The following is a 16,736-nucleotide window of genomic DNA, read 5'->3' as shown; positions in this document are numbered from 1 at the left end:
TCAGAGCTCGACGACGACGCCGTCTTCGTCGGCGTGCACCATCGCCCCCGGCCGGATGGCCGCACCGCCGATGCGCACCTCGACGTCGAGTTCGCCCACGCCGCCCTTGCCGCTCTTGCGCGGGTTCGTGCCCAGCGCCTTGATGCCGATCGGCAGCGCGACCAGAGCAACGCTGTCGCGCACCGCACCGTTGATGATCACGCCGTTCCATCCGTTGGCGACAGCGAGCCCCGCGATGCGGTCGCCCATCAGCGCGCAGCTGAGCGACCCCGCGCCGTCGACGACCAGCACCGCACCGTCGCCGGGCGTCTCGAGCAGATTCGCGAGGACCACGTTGTCTTCCAGGCAGCGCACCGTGCGGGCGGGACCCGAGAAACGGGGCTGCGCCCCGAAGTCGCGGAACTGGGTGGTCAGAGAGGCCAGCTCGGCTCCGCGCTCGTCCCACAGATCGGCCGTGGATGTCGTCATGTCGTTCCCCTTCGTCGGTTCGGGTCTCGTCGTCTCATGCATCGTCGTCACTGAGCAGCTGCGCAGCGGTCACCGCGAGGCTGGATTCGATGTGCAGCCGCATCACCTCGGTGGCGCCGGCGGTGTCGCCGGCGATGACGCACATCATCATGCGGTGGTGCTCGGCGTCCTTCTGATGGAGCTCGTCGTCGCTGCGATCGCGCCGCAGACCCGCCAGGCGATAGCGGTCGGACTTGTCCCACAGGGAATCGAGCGTCGAGACGAGCACGTCGTTGTGCGACGCACGGTAGATCGCCTGGTGGAACCGGCGGTGCCGGACGAGCTGATCGATCGAGGGATGACCGGGGAGGGCGTGGATGTCGGCGGCGGCGCGGATCGCGGCGATGTCGTCGCGGGTGCGGCGCTCGGCCGCGAGGCCCGCCGCCAGCGGATCGAGGGCCAGGCGCATCTCGAGCAGATCGCGGGCCTCTTCGACGCTGAGGCGGGTCACGACGGCATCCCGATGCGCGCCCAGTTCGACCAGGCCCTCGGACTGCAGCTTGCGCAGGGCCTCGCGCAGCGGGGTCGTGCTGATGCCGAGTTCGAGGGCCAGGCTCGCCTGGTTGAAGGTGCCCCCCGGAGGGTACTCATGCGTCAGGATGCGGTCGCGCACGACCGCGTACGCGAAGTCGCTCTTGACCGAGTAGTCGGAGGTGAGTGCGCTCATCGGGGGCCCATCGTCGGGAGAAGTTGTTCCTCCGTTATAACATACGATGGAGCTTGGTTATAACGAGTGAGTGCTCAAGATCGTTGATTTCCCGGGGGTCGTGAGCAAAACGCACGAAAGTAGCGGAAAATACACGAAACTCTGGAGGCTGTTGACGAGGTTTAGTTATAACCGTAGTCTGTTCGCGTTCCGGGGCGGTGACCGTCGCCCCGACCGTGCATCACAAGGGAGTGAAACCATGAACCGTCTGTCGCGTTCGTCACAGCCGAACCGCGTGCGCCGCTGGTCCACGCTCGCCGTCGCCTCGGTGGCGGTCTTCGGGCTCGCAGCCTCGCTGAGCGCATGCTCCGGAGATTCCGGCTCGAAGGCGCCGGTGAACAAGATCGAGCAGGGCACGTGGCCGAGCTACTACCCGTCGGACTACGGCACCATCGTCGACGCCGCCAAGAAGGAGGGCGGCGAGCTGACGATCTACTCGAACACCGACCAGGAGAACTGGGCGCCGATCTTCCGCGACTTCCAGAAGAAGTATCCGTTCGTCACGAAGATCTCGGCGAACAACCTCGACAGCGACGAGGTCTTCCAGAAGCAGCTCAGCGAGATGTCGACGGGCAACGCCCCGGCCGACATCCTCGTGACCAACGCTGTGCAGGCCTGGGCGAAGTACGCCAGCGAGCCCGATCGCGTGCTGGACTACACCTCGCCCGAGATGGCGAAGCTGCCCGACTACGCGCAGCTGATGCCCGGCGTCGCCGCCATGTCGATGGACCCGGTGGGCCTCGCGTACAACTCCTCGCTGCTGGGCAGCGACCTGACCAGCGTCGCCGACCTCGCCAAGCTCGTGCAGGCAGACCCCGCGAAGTTCAAGAACAAGATCACCACGCGTGACGTCAGCGGGTCGTTCGGTTTCACCGTCTCGAAGGGATTCGTGGACGGAGACCCCGACGCGTGGACCACGCTCGAGAAGATCCTGCCGTCCGCCCGCCCCGAGACCTCGTCGGGCACGCAGATCGACAAGATCACCTCGGGGGAGTACCTCGCCGGCTTCTTCATCTCCAGCGCCGTGGCGTTCCCGCAGGAGGAGAAGGCCTCGGGCATCTTCAAGTTCATCTTCCCCAAGGACGGCACCGTGGTGCTCGGCCGCGGCATCGGCATCGCGCCGAAGGCGCCGCACGCGAACACGGCGAAGCTCTTCCTCGACTTCGTGCTCTCGGAGGAGGGCCAGAACGCGGTCGCCGAGGGCGGACTGACCGCATACCGCGACAGCGTCAAGCAGGTCGAGGGGCGGCACACCTACCAGGAGATCGTCGACAAGGCGGGTGAGGACGCCATCATCCGCGTGCCGTACGAGATCACCGCGGACGCCGACGTGAAGGCCTTCACCGACAAGTGGAACGGCCTGCTCGGCAAGTGACCCCGGTCACCGACATCCCGAAACGGAACTGACGTCATGACAACTCTGACAAACGCCCGCGACACGGCGGCGTCAGATCGGACGGCGGGCTTCCCGGCGCCGAAGTACCCCCGGGTCTTCGGCGTCGGGCGGGACCGCCTCGTGCAGTACGCGGTGCTCGTCATCGTCGCGCTGTTCGTGGTGGCCCCGATCGCCCCGATCCTCTACCAATCCGTGCGCAGCAAGCCGCTGTACGACGCGACCGGTGTCTTCTCGTTCGACGCGTACGTGAAGCTGTTCACCGAGGCGGGCTTCGGCCAGGTGATCCTCAACACGGCGATCTTCGCGGTGTTGACCACCTTCCTGACGCTGCTGTTCGCCATTCCGATGGCCGTGCTCGTGGTCCGCACGAAGCTGCCGTTCGGGCGGATCCTGGCGGGCTCGATGCAATGGCCGTTCTTCGTCTCGTCGCTGCTGCTGGGCTTCGGCTGGATCGCCCTCTACGGCCCCGCCGGCTTCATCAGCGTCGAGGTGCAGCGGTGGATCGGCTTCGTGCCGTGGAACCTGTACTCGATCCCAGGCATGGCGCTGACCGAGGCCGTCGGCCTCGCTCCCATCGCCTACGTCTTCTGCGCCAACGCCCTGCGGCAGTCCGACGCGTCGCTGGAGAGCGCCGCGCAGGTGTGCGGATCGGGCCCGCTGCGCATCCTTTTCCGGATCATCGTCCCGCTGCTGCGGCCGCCGATCGTCTACGCGTCGGTGCTGATCTTCAGCATGTCGATTGAGACCCTCAGCGTTCCGCTGCTGTACGGCACGCCGGTGCGCATCGAGGTGTTCTCGACGTTCCTCTATACGCACGGGCTGCAGTCCATCCATCCCGACTACGGCGTCCTCGCGTCGGCGTCGACCATCATCCTGTGCGTCACGATCGCGACGGTCGCGCTCCAGGCGAAGGTGCTGAAGAACTCGCAGCGCTTCGTGTCGGTGCGCGGCAAGGCGACCCGGCCCCGCAAGCTCGACCTGGGCTGGCTCAAGTGGATCGCGACGGCGCTCATCGTCATCTACGTGGTCTTCGGCGCCGCGCTCCCGATCCTCGGCCTCGTGCTGCGGTCCTTCACGCTGATCTTCACGCCGCTGCAGAGCCCGTTCAAGACCCTGACGCTGCAGAACTACCAGACCGTGTTCACCTACCAGTCGTACATCCAGTCGATCTGGAACAGCGTGATCATCGCGGTCATCGGCGCGATCCTGGTCAGTGCCCTCGCGATGATCGCGGTCGTGGTGGCCAAGAGATCGACGTTCCGCTTCGCGCGGGCCGTGGAGTACCTCGCTCTCGCGCCGCAGGCGATCCCCGGGATCATCGTCGGCATCGGATTCTTCTGGGCCTTCGCGATCATGCCCGGCGGCAATCTCATCCAGGGCACGCTGACGGCCGTCATCATCGCGTTCGGTCTCCGTGCGCTGCCGACGGCGTTCGGGTCGATCTCGCCGGCGCTCATGCAGATAGCGACCGAGCTCGACAACGCCGGGCGCGTGGTCGGCGCCGACTGGGTCGGCGTATTCGTGCGGATCCTGCGCAAGCTGCTCGTGCCCGCGTTCGCGGGGGCCATGCTGCTCGTGTTCGTCACGATGCTCAAGGAGTACTCGGCCGCGCTGTTCCTGTCGTCCGCGGACTCGAACGTCATCGGCACCACGATGCTCGAGCTCTGGGTGCAGGGCAACACCGGCTCGGTCGCCGCCCTCGCCACCATTCAGATCGCGATCACCGCCGTCGTCGTCGGTCTCGCGAACCTCCTCATGAAAGAGAAGAAGGATGCCTGAAATCCGTGTCTCCCATATGGCCAAGACGTTCGGAGACGTCTCGGTCCTGCACGACATCGACTTCGACGTGAAGGACGGCGAGTTCTTCACGCTCCTCGGCCCCAGCGGCTGCGGCAAGTCGACGACCCTCAACTGCATCGCAGGTCTCGAGGACCCCACCGAGGGCGCCATCGCGATCGGCGACCGCGCGCTCGTGGACCGTTCGAAGCGGATCTACGTGCCCACCGAGGAGCGCAATCTCGGCATGGTGTTCCAGTCGTACGCGCTCTGGCCGCACATGACGATCAAGAAGAACCTCGCGTTCCCGTTGAACATCCGGCACGCCGACCGCGCTGATCGCGACCGGCGCATCCACGAGGCCCTCGACAAGGTCGGCCTCGCCCATCTGGAGGACCGCTACCCGCATCAGCTGTCGGGTGGGCAGCAGCAGCGCGTCGCGCTGGCGCGCGCCCTCGTGTACTCGCCGACCGTGCTGCTGCTGGACGAGCCGCTCTCCAACCTCGACGCCAAGCTGCGCGAGCAGGCGCGGGCGTGGCTCAAGCGACTGCAGTCCGACCTCGGGATCACGACCCTGTACGTCACGCACGACCAGGACGAGGCGCTGACCCTGAGCGATCGGATCGCCGTCATGTTCGACGGAGTGATGACCCAGATCGGGTCGCCGAAGGACATCTACGAGCACCCGGCCACCGCCGCGGTGGCGGCCTTCGTCGGCAGCTGCAACTTCATGCTCGGCACCGTCGAGCAGATGCTGACCGATCACGTGCAGGTGCGTCTGCAGGCCACCGGCACCACGGTCACGGTCGCGACCGACACCGACTGGCTGCCAGGGGCCCCGGTGACCGTCGCCGTGCGGCCCGAGCGTCTGGCGATCGTCGTCGACGAGCCGGGCAGTCGCGACCTCAACGTGCTCGACACCGAGGTCGTCACCACGGCGTATGTCGGCTCGCGCTACGAGTACATCCTGCGCCTGGGTGACGTCGCGGTGCAGGTGGTCTCGCCCGACGGGTCGCTGACCGGCGCGGTGCGCCTGGTCTTCGGGCCCGACGACGCGCACGTCTTCCCCGGCGAGTCCGGACCCGGAACCGAAGCCCTCGATCTGATGAAGGTGACAGCATGACAACCCACGACACGTACCGCATCGGCCTGCTCGCCGGCGACGGCATCGGCCCCGAGATCGTCCCCGCCGCCGTGCGGTGCGTGGATGCCGCGGCCCGCGCCGTGGGACTCGCACCGATCGACTGGGTCGAGCTGCCGCTGGGCCGCAGCGCCATCGACACGCACGGGGCAGCGGTGCCCGACGAGACGCTGGCGGCCCTCGACGGCCTCGAGGCGTGGATGCTCGGCCCGCACGACAGCGTCTCGTACCCCGAGCCGCACAAGTCGACGCTGAACCCGAGCGGCACGATCCGCAAGCACGCGGGCCTGTTCGCGAACATCCGGCCGGCCAAGTCGTTCGCAGGCTCTCCGGCGCTCGTGCCGGGCACCGACCTCGTGATCGTCCGCGAGAACACCGAAGGGTTCTACGCGGACCGCAACACGTACCTGGGCACCGGCGAGTTCATGCCGACGCCCGACGTGGCCATCGCGCACGGCATCATCACCCGCCAGGCGACCGAGAAGATCGCGCGGGCGGCGTTCGAACTGGCCATGCAGCGCCGCAAGCACGTCACGATCGTGCACAAGGCGAACGTGCTCGCGGTGACGACGGGCCTGTTCCGCGACGTGTGCCGCGAGATCGGTCAGGAGTACCCCGAGGTCAGGATCGACGACTTCCACATCGATGCGATGACCGTGCATCTGGTGCGCCGCGCGCCCGATTTCGACGTCATCGTGACCGAGAACATGTTCGGCGACATCCTCTCCGATCTGTCGGGCGAGCTCGCCGGCTCGCTGGGGATCGCGCCCTCGGTGAACAGCTCGCTCACCCAGGCGATGGCGCAGGCCGCTCACGGGTCGGCCCCCGACATCGCTGGGCGCGACATCGCCAATCCGATCGCGATGATCCTGTCGGCGGCGATGATGCTCGAGTGGCTCGGCGCCCGGCACGACGACGAGCGCCTCGTGCGCGCCGCGCGCCTCATCGACCAGGCGGTGAACGAGACGGTGGCCGGCGGCGTCGCCACCGGAGACCTGGGTGGCACGGCCTCGACGAGCGGGTTCGCGGCGGCCGTGGCATCCACCATCGACACGGCCTCGCTCGCCTCAGACGCCGCGCGGTGAACGGCGTGTTCGCGGTGCTGGTGACGATCGACGTCCGCCCCGAGGCGCTCGCCGAGTTCGAAGCGGGGCTGCGCGCCAACGCGGCCGCGACCCGGGCCGAGCCGGGGTGCCTGCGGTTCGACGTGCTGCGCGAGCGCGACGACGCGAGCCGGTTCGTGCTGTACGAGCTGTACACGGACGAGGACGCCTTCTTCACCGGTCACCGCGCCGCCGCGCACTACCCGGCCTGGACGGCGCTGTGCGAGCGATGCGTCGTCCCGGGCGGGCGGCGCAACACGTATGCGGTCCCCGCCTTCGCCGAGGACGTGCCCGATGCCTGAGGTGCAGGAGGAGCTGCTGACCACCACGTTCGGCGCGTACCGGATCACACCGATCGACGGCATCGCGCCCGATCATCTGCCGTACTCGATCCGCATCCTGCTGGAGAACGTCCTGCGCAACCAGGATGGGCACCGGGTCACCGCGCAGCAGCTCGAGGCGCTGGTCGGGTGGGGGTCGCCGGGGTCGTTCCGCACGGCGATGGAGCTCACTCCGACGCGGGCGTTCCTGCACGACACGAACGGCGTGCCGGCGCTCGTCGACCTCGCCGCGATGCGCGACGCGATGGCGGCGCTCGGCGGCGACCCCACGACGGTGAACCCGTCGATCCCGGCCGAGCTCGTCGTCGACCACTCGGTGATCGCCGACTTCTTCGGCACCGCCGACGCGCGCGAGCGCAATGTGGAGCGCGAGTACGAGCGCAACGCCGAGCGCTACCGCTTCTTGAAGTGGGGGCAGCGCGCGCTCGACGGCTTCGAGGTCGTGCCGCCCGGCTCGGGCATCATGCACCAGGTCAATCTGGAGCGCCTGGGCCGGGTCGTCGAGGTCCGGGACGGCCGGGCGTTCCCCGACGTATGCCTGGGCACCGACTCGCACACCACGATGATCAACGGGCTGGGCGTGCTGGGCTGGGGCATCGGCGGCATCGACGCCGAGGCGGTGATGCTGGGGGAGACGTTCGGGATGCTGGTGCCCCGCGTCGTCGGCTTCCGTCTGACAGGTGCGCTGCCACCGGCGGTGACCGCCACCGACCTCGTGCTCACGGTCACCCAGATGCTGCGCGCGCACGGGGTCGTGGGGTCGTTCGTCGAGTTCTTCGGCGAGGGAGTCTCGCACCTCTCGCTGGCCGACCGCGCGACGATCGCGAACATGAGCCCCGAGTCGGGGGCGACGTGCATCTACTTCCCGATCGACGACGAGACGATCCGCTATCTGCGCTTCACCGGGCGCCCGCCCGAGCGCGTCGCGCTCGTCGAGGCGTACGCGAAGCGGCAGGGTCTCTGGCATCGGCCCGAGCACGAGGCCGCCTACACCGAGGTCATCGAGCTCGACCTGGGCACGGTGACGCCGTCGCTGGCGGGGCCGCGCCGCCCGCAGGACCGGGTGCCGCTCAGCGAGGCGCGCGCGTCGCACCGCCGCACGCTGCCCGATCTGCTGCCGGCGGTGCCCGACGGACCGACCGACCCGGCGCAGCGCTTCACCGTCGGGCTGCCGGGCGGGCCGGTCGACCTCGGCCATGGGGCCGTCGCGATCGCCGCGATCACCTCGTGCACGAACACCTCGAACCCTGCGGTGATGATCGCGGCGGGGCTGTTCGCGCGCAACGCGGTCGCCGCCGGCCTGCGCAGCAGGCCGTGGGTGAAGACGACGCTCTCACCGGGATCGCTCGTGGTCACCGACTACCTCGACCGGGCGGGGCTCTCCGCTCCGCTGGATGCGCTCGGGTTCACCACCGCGGGCTACGGCTGCATGACGTGCATCGGGGCGTCCGGGCCGCTCATCCCCGCGGTGCAGGACGCCGTGCGCGCCGAGGGCATCGCGGTGGCCGCCGTGCTCTCGGGCAACCGCAACTTCGATGGACGCATCAACCCCGACGTGCGGATGAACTACCTCGCCTCCCCGCCGCTGGTGATCGCCTACGCGCTCGCCGGCACCATGGACATCGACCTCGCGACCGAGCCGCTGGGGGTGGATGCCGCGGGCCGGCCGGTGCGGATGGCCGATCTCTGGCCGGGCGAGGACGAGGTCGCGCGCCTCGTCGAGCAGGCGCTGAGCCCGGAGATGTTCGCCACCGCCTACCGCGACGTCTTCGCCGGGGACGAGCGCTGGAAGGGGCTCGATGCGCCCAACGGGGCGGTCTTCGACTGGGATCCGGGCAGCACCTACATCCGGCATCCCCCGTTCTTCGACGGAATGGGCGCCGACGCCCAGGAGCCCGGCGACATCCGCGGGGCGCGGGTGCTCGCGCTGCTCGGCGACTCGATCACCACCGACCACATCTCGCCCGCCGGCGCCATCCCGGCGGCATCGGTGGCCGGCCGGTACCTCGCCGGGCAGGGCGTCGCACCGGCGGCGCTGAACACCTACGCGTCACGACGCGGCAACCACGAGGTGATGATGCGCGGCTGCTTCGCCAACGTGCGCCTGCGCAACCGGCTGCTGCCGGGCGTCGAGGGCGGATACACGCGCAACTTCCTCGCGGGCGGAGCGCAGCAGACGATCTTCGACGCCGCGCAGGACTACCGGGCCGCCGGTGTCCCGCTCGTCGTGATCGGGGGCAAGGAATACGGCACCGGCTCGTCGCGCGACTGGGCCGCGAAGGCCCCCGCCCTCCTGGGCGTGCGGGTCGTGCTCGCCGAGTCGTTCGAGCGCATCCACCGGGCGAACCTCATCGGAATGGGCATTCTGCCCCTGCAGTTCCGTCCGGGCGACACCGCCGAGTCGCTCGGACTGGCCGGCGACGAGACGATCGACGTGGTCGGACTGGCCGACCCCGCCGCCGAACGGGTGACGATCCGCGCCGACGGGCGTGCCTTCGACGTCGACGTGCGCCTGGACACCCCGAGAGAGCGCGAGCTGTACCGGCACGGCGGAGTGATGACGTTCGTGCTGCGCCACCAGCGGGCGCGCGCGGGTGTCGCGACGGAGAGCCGCTGATGGCTCCCGGGCGGCGTGGTCTGGTGCTGCTGCTGATCCATGCCGCCCTCATGCAGATCATCATCTTCGGCATGCGTCCGTCGCTGTCGTACGCGGCCCTCGGGCTCGGTGCGTCGCCGGCCGCGCTCGGTGTGCTCTCCGCGTTCTACGCGCTCCCCGCGCTGTTCCTCGCCCTGCCCGCCGGGCGCGTGGTCGACCTCATCGGCGAGCGACGCGGCATGGTGATCGGCGCGGTCACCGTCGCGGCCGCCGCGGGGGTCGCGGTCGCGGGCCACGGATCGCTGGCGTTCCTGATCGCGGCCTCGGTGTTGCTGGGCTGCGGGCAGATGTTCACGGTGCTCGGCGAGCAGTCGTACGTCGGCGCGATCTCCACCGCGGGGCGCTCGGACACGACCTTCGGCATCTACGGCTTCGCCGTCGCGTTCGGGCAGACCGTGGGGCCCGCACTGCTCGTGCTGCCCGGCGGCACACCCCAGATGCCGCCGGTCGGGCTCATCTTCGCGGTGAGCCTGGGATGCGCGGCGCTCATGCTCATCGTCTCGCTGCTGATCCGCAGCCCTGCACGCGCTCTCTCGCCGGAACGGCAGGGGATGCTGCGCGCGGCCCGCGGGGTGCTGTCGACGAAGGGGCTGCCCAACGCGCTGATCGCGGGCAGTCTCGTCCTCGCCTCGGTCGACATCTTCATCGCGTACGCCCCGCTGGTCGGGCAGGAGCGGGGCCTGCCGGCGATAGTGATCAGCGCGATGCTCGTCGCCCGGTCGGGCTTCTCGATGTTCTCGCGGCTGTTCCTCGGGGTGCTCTCGCACGCCTTCGGGCGGCGCTGGCTGCTGGTGGGCAGCATCCTCGCGTCGGCGCTCATGCTCGGCGCGTTCGTCTTCGATCTGCCGGCCGGCGTGCTGATCGCGTTCGCCTGCGGCTACGGCTTCGTGATCGGCATCTGCCAGCCCATCACGATGTCGTGGATCTCGCTCATCGCCCCGCCCGGCACCCGCGCCCTTGCGATGTCGATGCGGCTCGCCGCGAACCGTCTCGGGCAGACGGTGCTGCCGGCCACGCTGGGCGTGCTCGCCGCCGCCGCGGGAGCGGCGGGCGTCCTCGGGGCGAGCAGCATCATGCTGCTCGTCGCCGCTGCTTCGGGACTCGGGGTGCCCTCGGATCCCGAGGCCGGTGCCGTCGCAGAGAAGGAGCCGTCATGACCGTCTGGCCGCCGCGCGTCCTCGTGCCCGCCGATCTGCCCGGTATCGACCGCGGCGGCGGAGCACGGACCGTCCCGCTCGTCACCCGCGAGATCGGGGCGACCTCGTTCCTCAACGGCACCACCGAGTTCGCCCCCGGCGCGTCGATCGCCCACCACAGTCACAACTGCGTGGAGAGCGTGATGATCATCGAGGGCACCGCCATCGTCGACATCGACGGGGTGCGCACGCGGCTGGGCCGGCGCGACACCACCTTCGTGCCGGCGAACATCGCCCATCACTTCGAGAACGACTCGACGACCGAGCCCATGGCCATCTTCTGGACGTACGCGTCGGTCGACGCGACCCGTCGCGTGGCGGCGACCGGTGAGGTCCGCCGTGTCGACGGCGAGGCGGGCGCCGTCGCCGACGGCCGTGCCTGTCGTGAGACGGCGCGTGTGCGCGTGCGAGCGGGCGCCGAACCCGCCTTCGAGGCGGCCGCGACCGACGCTGCGGCGCTGTTCCAGGACGCGAGCGGCTGCCGCTCCTTCGAGGTGCGGCGCTCGCTCGAGGACCCCTCGACGTACCTGGTGTGCATCGAGTGGGACAGCGTGGGCGACCATCTCGAGGGCTTCCGTTCCGGCACCGCGTACCCGCGGTGGCGGGCACTCATCCACGACCTCGTCGTGGGCGACCCCGAGGTCACCCACGACCGTCTCATCATCAAGGGGTTCTGAGGAGGACGCCATGCACACCGACACCGTCGTTCCGCCCGACCGGCTGCGGGACTTCGCCGCGCGCATCCTGGCCGCACTCGGCGTTCCCGACGAGGACGCGGAGCTCGTCGCGGACTCGCTCGTCGTCGCCGAGGAGTGGGGCCACCCCTCGCACGGGCTGCTGCGGCTGCCCTGGTACGCCGCGCGGCTTCGCACCGGCCGCATCGACCCCGTCACCCGCCTGACCGTGCTCGCCGACCGCGGCGCGCTGGTCAGCGTCGACGGCAACGCGGGCGTCGGCCAGGTGGTGACGGCGCGGGCGATGGACCTGGCGGTGGCCCGCGCGAAGGAGTACGGGGTCGGCGCGGTCGGCGTTCGCAACTCGAACCACTTCGGCACGGCCGCGTACTTCACCCGTCGGGCCGCGGCCGCCGGATGCGCGGCGATCCTCACGACCAACGGCTCGCCCGCGATGGCGCCCTGGGGCGGGCTCGACAAGGCGGTCGGGGCGAATCCCTGGTCGTTCGCGACGCCGGACGGACGAGGGGATGCCGCGGTGCTCGACATCGCGAACACCGGTGTCGCGCGCGGCAAGATCTACGCCGCCGCCGAGAAGGGCGAACAGCTGCCGGACGGCTGGGCACTGGACGCGGCGGGCCGGCCGACCACGGACCCCGCGGCGGCCCTGGACGGCGGGGTCGTCCTGCCCATGGGCGGGCACAAGGGGTACGCGATCTCGTTCATGATGGATGTCTTCTCGGGAGTGCTCACCGGCTCGTCGTACGGGCTCGACGTGGGTGGGCCCTGGCAGCCCGATGCGCACAGCGGGGCCGGCCACGTCGCGATCGCGATCGACATCGCGGGGTTCCAGCCGCCGGCGGAGTTCGACCGCCGGATGGGCGTGCTCATCGGTCAGGTCAAGAACGTGCGCCGCGCGCCGGGCGTGGACGAGATCCTCTACCCGGGAGAGCTGGAGAACCGGAATCGGGCGGCGGGCGGCGGCATCCGTCTTCCGGAGAAGACCGTCGCGGACCTGCATTCCCTCGCCACCGACTGCGGGGTCGACATCGCGTGGTGAGACCGCATCGCGACGTTCACTTCGCCGCGATGCGGTACCGGTGCTCGGGGCGGCCGGTGGTGCCGTAGCGCAACCGCATCTCGATGACGCCCTGCTGCGCGAGCGCCGACAGGTAGCGCTGTGCGGTGGGTCGGCTCATGCCGAGGGACTGCGCGACATCGGATGCCGACACATCGCCGGCGGTCGTGCGCAGCAGATCGCGCACCGCGCGCATCGTCTCGGCCGACAGCCCCTTCGGCGGGGTGGCGATGGTGCCGGTGCGCATCAGCTGGAAGAGGCCGTCGACCTCGTGCTGGTCGGCCTCGGCCCGCCGGGAGTCGAGGTCTTCGAGTCGGCGATGCAGATCGCGGAAGGCGGTGAGGCGCTCGGAGAACGCGGCGAAGCGGAACGGCTTGACCAGGTAGTGCACCACCCCCTGGGCGATCGCGGCGCGGACATGGGCGAGGTCGCGCGCGGCGGAGATGACGATCACGCCGGGCGGGGAGGGCTCTTCGGCCAGCCGGCGTATGACGTCGAGCCCCGAACCGTCGGGCAGGTACAGATCGAGCAGCACGAGATCGGGATGGGCCGTGTGCACCTGTTCGAGGGCGTCGGCGGCCGAGTGCGCGATGCCGACGACCTCGAACCCGGGGACCTTCCACACGAAGCCCGCGTGGATCTCGGCGACACGGAAGTCGTCGTCGACGATGAGCGTGCGGATGGGGGCGCCGTCGTCGGTCATGCCGTCGCCTCCGTGGGCACGGCGGCGCCCGCGGCACCGTCGCGGGGCAGTGTCACGGTGAACACGGCGCCGGGACCGGAGGAGACCTCGATCCGGCCGGCATGCTGCGCGACGACGCGATGCACGAGGGCGAGACCGAGACCACGACGGCGCAGACCCTCGTCGGGCTTCGTCGAGAAGCCGTCCTCGAAGACCTCCTCGGCGATCTCGGGCGCGACTCCCGGTCCGCTGTCGCGCACGCGCACGCGCACGCTGTCGCCGATGCACCGCACGTCGACCTCGACGCGGTGCGGGGAGGGTCCCGTGACCGCGGCGTCGATGGCGTTGTCGACGAGGTTGCCGAGCACTGTCAGCAGTGCCCGCGCGTCGGCCTCGCCCTCGGCGAGGTCCGACTCGTCGGTGAGCACGAGCATCACCCCGCGCTCGGACGCGACGACGGACTTGGCGACCAGCAGCCCCACGAGCTGCGGACTCGCGATCTGCCGTTGCAGGCGCGTCGCGAGATCGGTCGCCGTGGCCGAGAGCTCCGCAACGTAGTCGACGGCCTCGTCGAACCGGCCGAGCTCGAGCATGCCAGAGAGGGCGTGCACACGGTTCGCGAACTCGTGCTGCTGCGCGCGGAGGGCGTCGGTGAGTCCGCGGACGCTGTCGAGCTCGCGCAGCAGCCCCTCCTGCTCGGTGCGGTCCGAGATCGTCACGATGTGGCCGAGGTCGCGTCCCTGCATCGACACCGGCATCCGGTTCATCACGAGGCAGTGCTCATCGGTGAGCACCACCAGGTCGGTGCCGGCCACCGCCCCGGTGAGGATGTCGCGGATGCGTCCGGCCGGAGTCGTATCGTCCACGCGTGCCCCGACGTCGGCATCGCCGAGGCCGAGAAGGTGTCTCGCCTCGTCGTTGATGAGGGCGATCCGTCCCGACGGACCGATGCCGATCACCCCCTCGGCGACACCGTGCAGCATGGCCTCACGCTCCTGCAGCAGCGTCGCGATCTCGTTCAGTTCGAGACCGAACGTCTGTCGCTTGAGACGCCGTGCCAGGAAGAGCGAGCCGACGACCCCCACCGTCAGCGCGATGCCCGAATACAGGGCGATGGACGGCAGCAGCCGCCAGAGGCTCGCGGCGATCTCGTCGGCGTCGATGCCGACCGACACCTCGCCCACGATCCGGCCCGCGTCGGTGCGCAGCGGCACCTTCGCGCGCGCCGACAGGCCGAGGGTGCCGTGCTCCATGTTGACCACCGTCTTGCCGGACAGCGCCCCGCTCGGGTCGGTGGAGACGTGCTCGCCGATCCGTTCGGGCACTGGGTGCGAGTAGCGGATGCCGTGGTCGTCGGTGACCACGACGAACAGGGCCCCGGTCGAGCGCCGGATCGACTCGGCGCGCGCCTGGACGACGCCGCTCGGATCGCCGGCCACGACCGCGTCGGCGATGCCGGGGGCGACGGTCACCGTGTTGGCGATGGCCAGCGCACGCTCTTCGAACTGGTGGACGAGCAGCTCGTGCGACTGCCACAGCGACAGCCCGAACGCGACCAGCAGTGCTCCGAGCAGCACGGCGATCTGGGTGCGGAGGATGTTCGTCGACAGGCGAATACTGCTGCGTGCCATCCGTCTCTCCTGCTTCGTCGCGGGCGGGTTCGGGTGCACACCGGTCGTCGGCGGTCGGGTGTGCGCCGAGGGCAATTGTCGCACCGGCGGCTGGACGGCGACCCGTTCGCGCCCGCGCACAGAACGCACGAAACGCGCGTTCCTCTGTGGCGCTCAGCCCACCGAGATCTCGATGCCGCCGTCCACCCGGCGGGCGCGCACCTCGGTCAGGTCGGCGACGACGGCGGCGGCTCCGAGGCCGCGGGCGCGCTCGCCGACGCCGATGACGGTCGTGCCCGCGGCCAGCGCCGCGGCGATTCCGGCGCCCGAGTCCTCGAACGCGATGCAGTCCTGCGGGGCCACGCCCAGAATCTCCGCTCCGCGCACGAAGCCCTCGGGATCGGGCTTGCTGCGGCTCACGTGCTCGGCGGTCACGCGCACCTCCGGCACGCGCAGTGCCGCGGCATCCATCCTCGCCGTGGCCAGCCGCTCGTCGGCCGAGGTCACCAGTGCGTGCGGGGTGCTCAGAAGAGCGTCGAGAAGAGTGGATGCCCCGGGCACAGCGACCACGCCCTCGGTGTCGACGCCCTCGGCGGTGAGCATTCGCGCGTTCTCGGCGCGGTTGATCGCGGGGTCGCGGTCGGGCAGCAGGATCGCCATGCTCTCGTGGCCCTGCCGGCCGTGGATCACGCTGAGGACCCGGTCGTCGTCGAGCCCGTGCTCGGCGGCCCACTCGAGCCAGAGTCGTTCGACGACGGCGGTGGAGTCGACGAGCGTGCCGTCCATGTCGAGGAGCACGGCGCGGGCGGTGAAGGTCTGCGGCATGCCCCCATCCTCTCGTGCCGGGCTGAAGGCGCGATCAGGCGGCGGTGAGTCGGCGCTCGGTGCGGTAGACGGAGGGCGTCACGCCGGTCTCGCGACGGAAGAAGCGGGAGAAGTACGACGGGTCGTCGAACGCGAGCGCGGCGGCGACCTGCGCGCAGCTCATCGTCGTGCGGGTGAGCAGGCGCTGCGCCTCCAGCAGCACGGCGGCGCGGATGATCGCCCCCGGAGGACGACCCGTGTCGGCGGTGACGACCTCGGTCAGATGGTTCGGCGTGACGTTCAGCGCACGCGCGCTGCCGGTGACCGTCAGCGCGGCGCTCAGGTGCGCATGCACGTGGTGCTCGAAGGCGACCGCCAGCATGTGGCGAGGCTGTGCGGGCGACACCATCGCGCGCGAGCACACGCTCAGCAGCGCCGACAGCTGGTAGCGCACGACGGTGTCACGGTCCGACGCGGCGCCCGCCAGCTCGATCTCCAGCTCGCGGAGCATCCGATCGATCCGCTCGCCGGTCGCCGCATCGGGCACGGCCATCCCTCCGTCCCAGACGCGGGCGGGCAGCCCGCCGGGACCGGTGAGGAACTCCTCGCGGAACAGCACCAGCGTGCCGTCGAGCGGTGTCGCCGCGGGCGTCCAGAAGTGCACCTGACCGGGAGCGACGATGTGCAGCGTGCGCGGCCGCGCGGGAAACTCCGAGGTGTCGATCGTGTGCGTTCCCGACCCCGACGACAGCCAGATGAGCTCCACGAAATCGTGGCGGTGCGGCACGGTGGTGTGGGGACCCGGCCCGTCCTCCACGAACGAGCCCACCAGCGCGGAACCGCGCAGGGTCGTCCAGCGGTGCTCGATGTTGTACTCCGCGAATGCTGTGCGCCTGGCCACGGCGGTCCTCCGTCCGGGAGCGTCGCCGATGACGTCCCCGCACTCCACTCTGCGGGAGCGACCGGTCGCGTGGGAGGGATGCCGCGCGCTGCGACGAGCGACGTGCGCGCAGATGCAAGCCCGTCGCCAGTCCCCGTCGCGCGTACGGGAGTGCCATTCGCGGGT

At 70.2% G+C, this 16,736-nt stretch carries 15 protein-coding genes; 9 read left to right on the top strand and 6 right to left on the bottom strand.

Annotated elements, in window-relative coordinates:
* Complete coding sequence (gene rraA / locus ABMQ42_RS05840; protein WP_349721915.1) at positions 1-468, bottom strand: ribonuclease E activity regulator RraA; 468 nt, start codon at positions 466-468, stop codon at positions 1-3.
* A gap of 34 nt (positions 469-502) precedes the next feature.
* Positions 503-1,174 (bottom strand): GntR family transcriptional regulator, encoded by a 672-nt coding sequence (locus tag ABMQ42_RS05835; RefSeq protein ID WP_349721914.1) that lies wholly within the window; start codon positions 1,172-1,174, stop codon positions 503-505.
* A gap of 238 nt (positions 1,175-1,412) precedes the next feature.
* Here ABMQ42_RS05835 and ABMQ42_RS05830 point away from each other — a divergent pair, with 238 nt between their 5' ends.
* The 9 genes from ABMQ42_RS05830 to ABMQ42_RS05790 are packed head-to-tail and all read left to right on the top strand — an operon-like array spanning position 1,413 to position 12,556.
* Positions 1,413-2,588 (top strand): ABC transporter substrate-binding protein, encoded by a 1,176-nt coding sequence (locus ABMQ42_RS05830; protein WP_349721913.1) that lies wholly within the window; start codon positions 1,413-1,415, stop codon positions 2,586-2,588.
* Positions 2,589-2,624: 36 nt separating this feature from the next.
* Positions 2,625-4,388 carry an ABC transporter permease gene (locus ABMQ42_RS05825; RefSeq protein ID WP_349721912.1) on the top strand — a complete coding sequence of 588 codons (1,764 nt, stop codon included), beginning with the start codon at positions 2,625-2,627 and terminating at the stop codon, positions 4,386-4,388.
* Complete coding sequence (locus tag ABMQ42_RS05820; protein WP_349721911.1) at positions 4,381-5,508, top strand: ABC transporter ATP-binding protein; 1,128 nt, start codon at positions 4,381-4,383, stop codon at positions 5,506-5,508. Before ABMQ42_RS05825 ends, ABMQ42_RS05820 begins: the two co-directional genes overlap by 8 nt.
* Positions 5,505-6,611 carry an isocitrate/isopropylmalate dehydrogenase family protein gene (locus tag ABMQ42_RS05815; protein WP_349721910.1) on the top strand — a complete coding sequence of 369 codons (1,107 nt, stop codon included), beginning with the start codon at positions 5,505-5,507 and terminating at the stop codon, positions 6,609-6,611. The genes ABMQ42_RS05820 and ABMQ42_RS05815 overlap by 4 nt, the downstream gene beginning before the upstream one ends.
* On the top strand, positions 6,608-6,931 hold the full coding sequence (locus ABMQ42_RS05810; protein WP_349721909.1) for a putative quinol monooxygenase: 324 nt from the start codon (positions 6,608-6,610) through the stop codon (positions 6,929-6,931). Before ABMQ42_RS05815 ends, ABMQ42_RS05810 begins: the two co-directional genes overlap by 4 nt.
* Positions 6,924-9,587 (top strand): aconitate hydratase AcnA, encoded by a 2,664-nt coding sequence (gene acnA, locus ABMQ42_RS05805; protein WP_349721908.1) that lies wholly within the window; start codon positions 6,924-6,926, stop codon positions 9,585-9,587. Before ABMQ42_RS05810 ends, acnA begins: the two co-directional genes overlap by 8 nt.
* Positions 9,587-10,783, top strand: coding sequence for an MFS transporter (locus tag ABMQ42_RS05800; protein WP_349721907.1), 1,197 nt, complete (start codon positions 9,587-9,589; stop codon positions 10,781-10,783). The genes acnA and ABMQ42_RS05800 overlap by 1 nt, the downstream gene beginning before the upstream one ends.
* Entirely contained in the window at positions 10,780-11,499 is a 720-nt protein-coding gene (locus ABMQ42_RS05795) for a cupin domain-containing protein (protein WP_349721906.1), read from the top strand. Before ABMQ42_RS05800 ends, ABMQ42_RS05795 begins: the two co-directional genes overlap by 4 nt.
* Before the next feature lie 10 nt (positions 11,500-11,509).
* Positions 11,510-12,556 carry an Ldh family oxidoreductase gene (locus ABMQ42_RS05790; RefSeq protein WP_349721905.1) on the top strand — a complete coding sequence of 349 codons (1,047 nt, stop codon included), beginning with the start codon at positions 11,510-11,512 and terminating at the stop codon, positions 12,554-12,556.
* A 16-nt stretch (positions 12,557-12,572) separates the two neighbouring features.
* Here the strand turns inward: ABMQ42_RS05790 and ABMQ42_RS05785 are convergent, their stop codons facing one another.
* The 4 genes from ABMQ42_RS05785 to ABMQ42_RS05770 all read right to left on the bottom strand — a co-directional run bounded on the left by ABMQ42_RS05785 (position 12,573) and on the right by ABMQ42_RS05770 (position 16,571).
* Positions 12,573-13,277: a response regulator gene (locus ABMQ42_RS05785; protein ID WP_349721904.1), complete on the bottom strand. Its 705-nt coding sequence runs from the start codon at positions 13,275-13,277 to the stop codon at positions 12,573-12,575.
* Positions 13,274-14,887, bottom strand: coding sequence for an ATP-binding protein (locus ABMQ42_RS05780; RefSeq protein ID WP_349721903.1), 1,614 nt, complete (start codon positions 14,885-14,887; stop codon positions 13,274-13,276). The genes ABMQ42_RS05785 and ABMQ42_RS05780 overlap by 4 nt, the downstream gene beginning before the upstream one ends.
* A 153-nt stretch (positions 14,888-15,040) precedes the next feature.
* Positions 15,041-15,691: an HAD-IA family hydrolase gene (locus ABMQ42_RS05775; RefSeq protein WP_349721902.1), complete on the bottom strand. Its 651-nt coding sequence runs from the start codon at positions 15,689-15,691 to the stop codon at positions 15,041-15,043.
* Positions 15,692-15,725: 34 nt separating this feature from the next.
* Positions 15,726-16,571, bottom strand: coding sequence for a helix-turn-helix domain-containing protein (locus ABMQ42_RS05770; protein WP_349721901.1), 846 nt, complete (start codon positions 16,569-16,571; stop codon positions 15,726-15,728).
* Positions 16,572-16,736: the final 165 nt, after the last annotated feature.

The organism is Microbacterium sp. KR10-403 (genome assembly GCF_040196215.1).
Lineage (GTDB): Bacteria > Actinomycetota > Actinomycetes > Actinomycetales > Microbacteriaceae > Microbacterium.
The sequence above is the reverse complement of the archived record's forward strand: the minus strand, read 5'-3'. Positions and strand labels throughout refer to the sequence as shown.

What these genes read in the sequence shown, in the direction of transcription:
- rraA (WP_349721915.1), bottom strand. Translation starts at nt 468, where the DNA reads ATGACGACATCCACGGCCGATCTGTGGGACGAGCGCGGAGCCGAGCTG.
- ABMQ42_RS05835 (WP_349721914.1), bottom strand. Translation starts at nt 1,174, where the DNA reads ATGAGCGCACTCACCTCCGACTACTCGGTCAAGAGCGACTTCGCGTAC.
- ABMQ42_RS05830 (WP_349721913.1), top strand. Translation starts at nt 1,413, where the DNA reads ATGAACCGTCTGTCGCGTTCGTCACAGCCGAACCGCGTGCGCCGCTGG.
- ABMQ42_RS05825 (WP_349721912.1), top strand. Translation starts at nt 2,625, where the DNA reads ATGACAACTCTGACAAACGCCCGCGACACGGCGGCGTCAGATCGGACG.
- ABMQ42_RS05820 (WP_349721911.1), top strand. Translation starts at nt 4,381, where the DNA reads ATGCCTGAAATCCGTGTCTCCCATATGGCCAAGACGTTCGGAGACGTC.
- ABMQ42_RS05815 (WP_349721910.1), top strand. Translation starts at nt 5,505, where the DNA reads ATGACAACCCACGACACGTACCGCATCGGCCTGCTCGCCGGCGACGGC.
- acnA (WP_349721908.1), top strand. Translation starts at nt 6,924, where the DNA reads ATGCCTGAGGTGCAGGAGGAGCTGCTGACCACCACGTTCGGCGCGTAC.
- ABMQ42_RS05800 (WP_349721907.1), top strand. Translation starts at nt 9,587, where the DNA reads ATGGCTCCCGGGCGGCGTGGTCTGGTGCTGCTGCTGATCCATGCCGCC.
- ABMQ42_RS05795 (WP_349721906.1), top strand. Translation starts at nt 10,780, where the DNA reads ATGACCGTCTGGCCGCCGCGCGTCCTCGTGCCCGCCGATCTGCCCGGT.
- ABMQ42_RS05790 (WP_349721905.1), top strand. Translation starts at nt 11,510, where the DNA reads ATGCACACCGACACCGTCGTTCCGCCCGACCGGCTGCGGGACTTCGCC.
- ABMQ42_RS05785 (WP_349721904.1), bottom strand. Translation starts at nt 13,277, where the DNA reads ATGACCGACGACGGCGCCCCCATCCGCACGCTCATCGTCGACGACGAC.
- ABMQ42_RS05780 (WP_349721903.1), bottom strand. Translation starts at nt 14,887, where the DNA reads ATGGCACGCAGCAGTATTCGCCTGTCGACGAACATCCTCCGCACCCAG.
- ABMQ42_RS05775 (WP_349721902.1), bottom strand. Translation starts at nt 15,691, where the DNA reads ATGCCGCAGACCTTCACCGCCCGCGCCGTGCTCCTCGACATGGACGGC.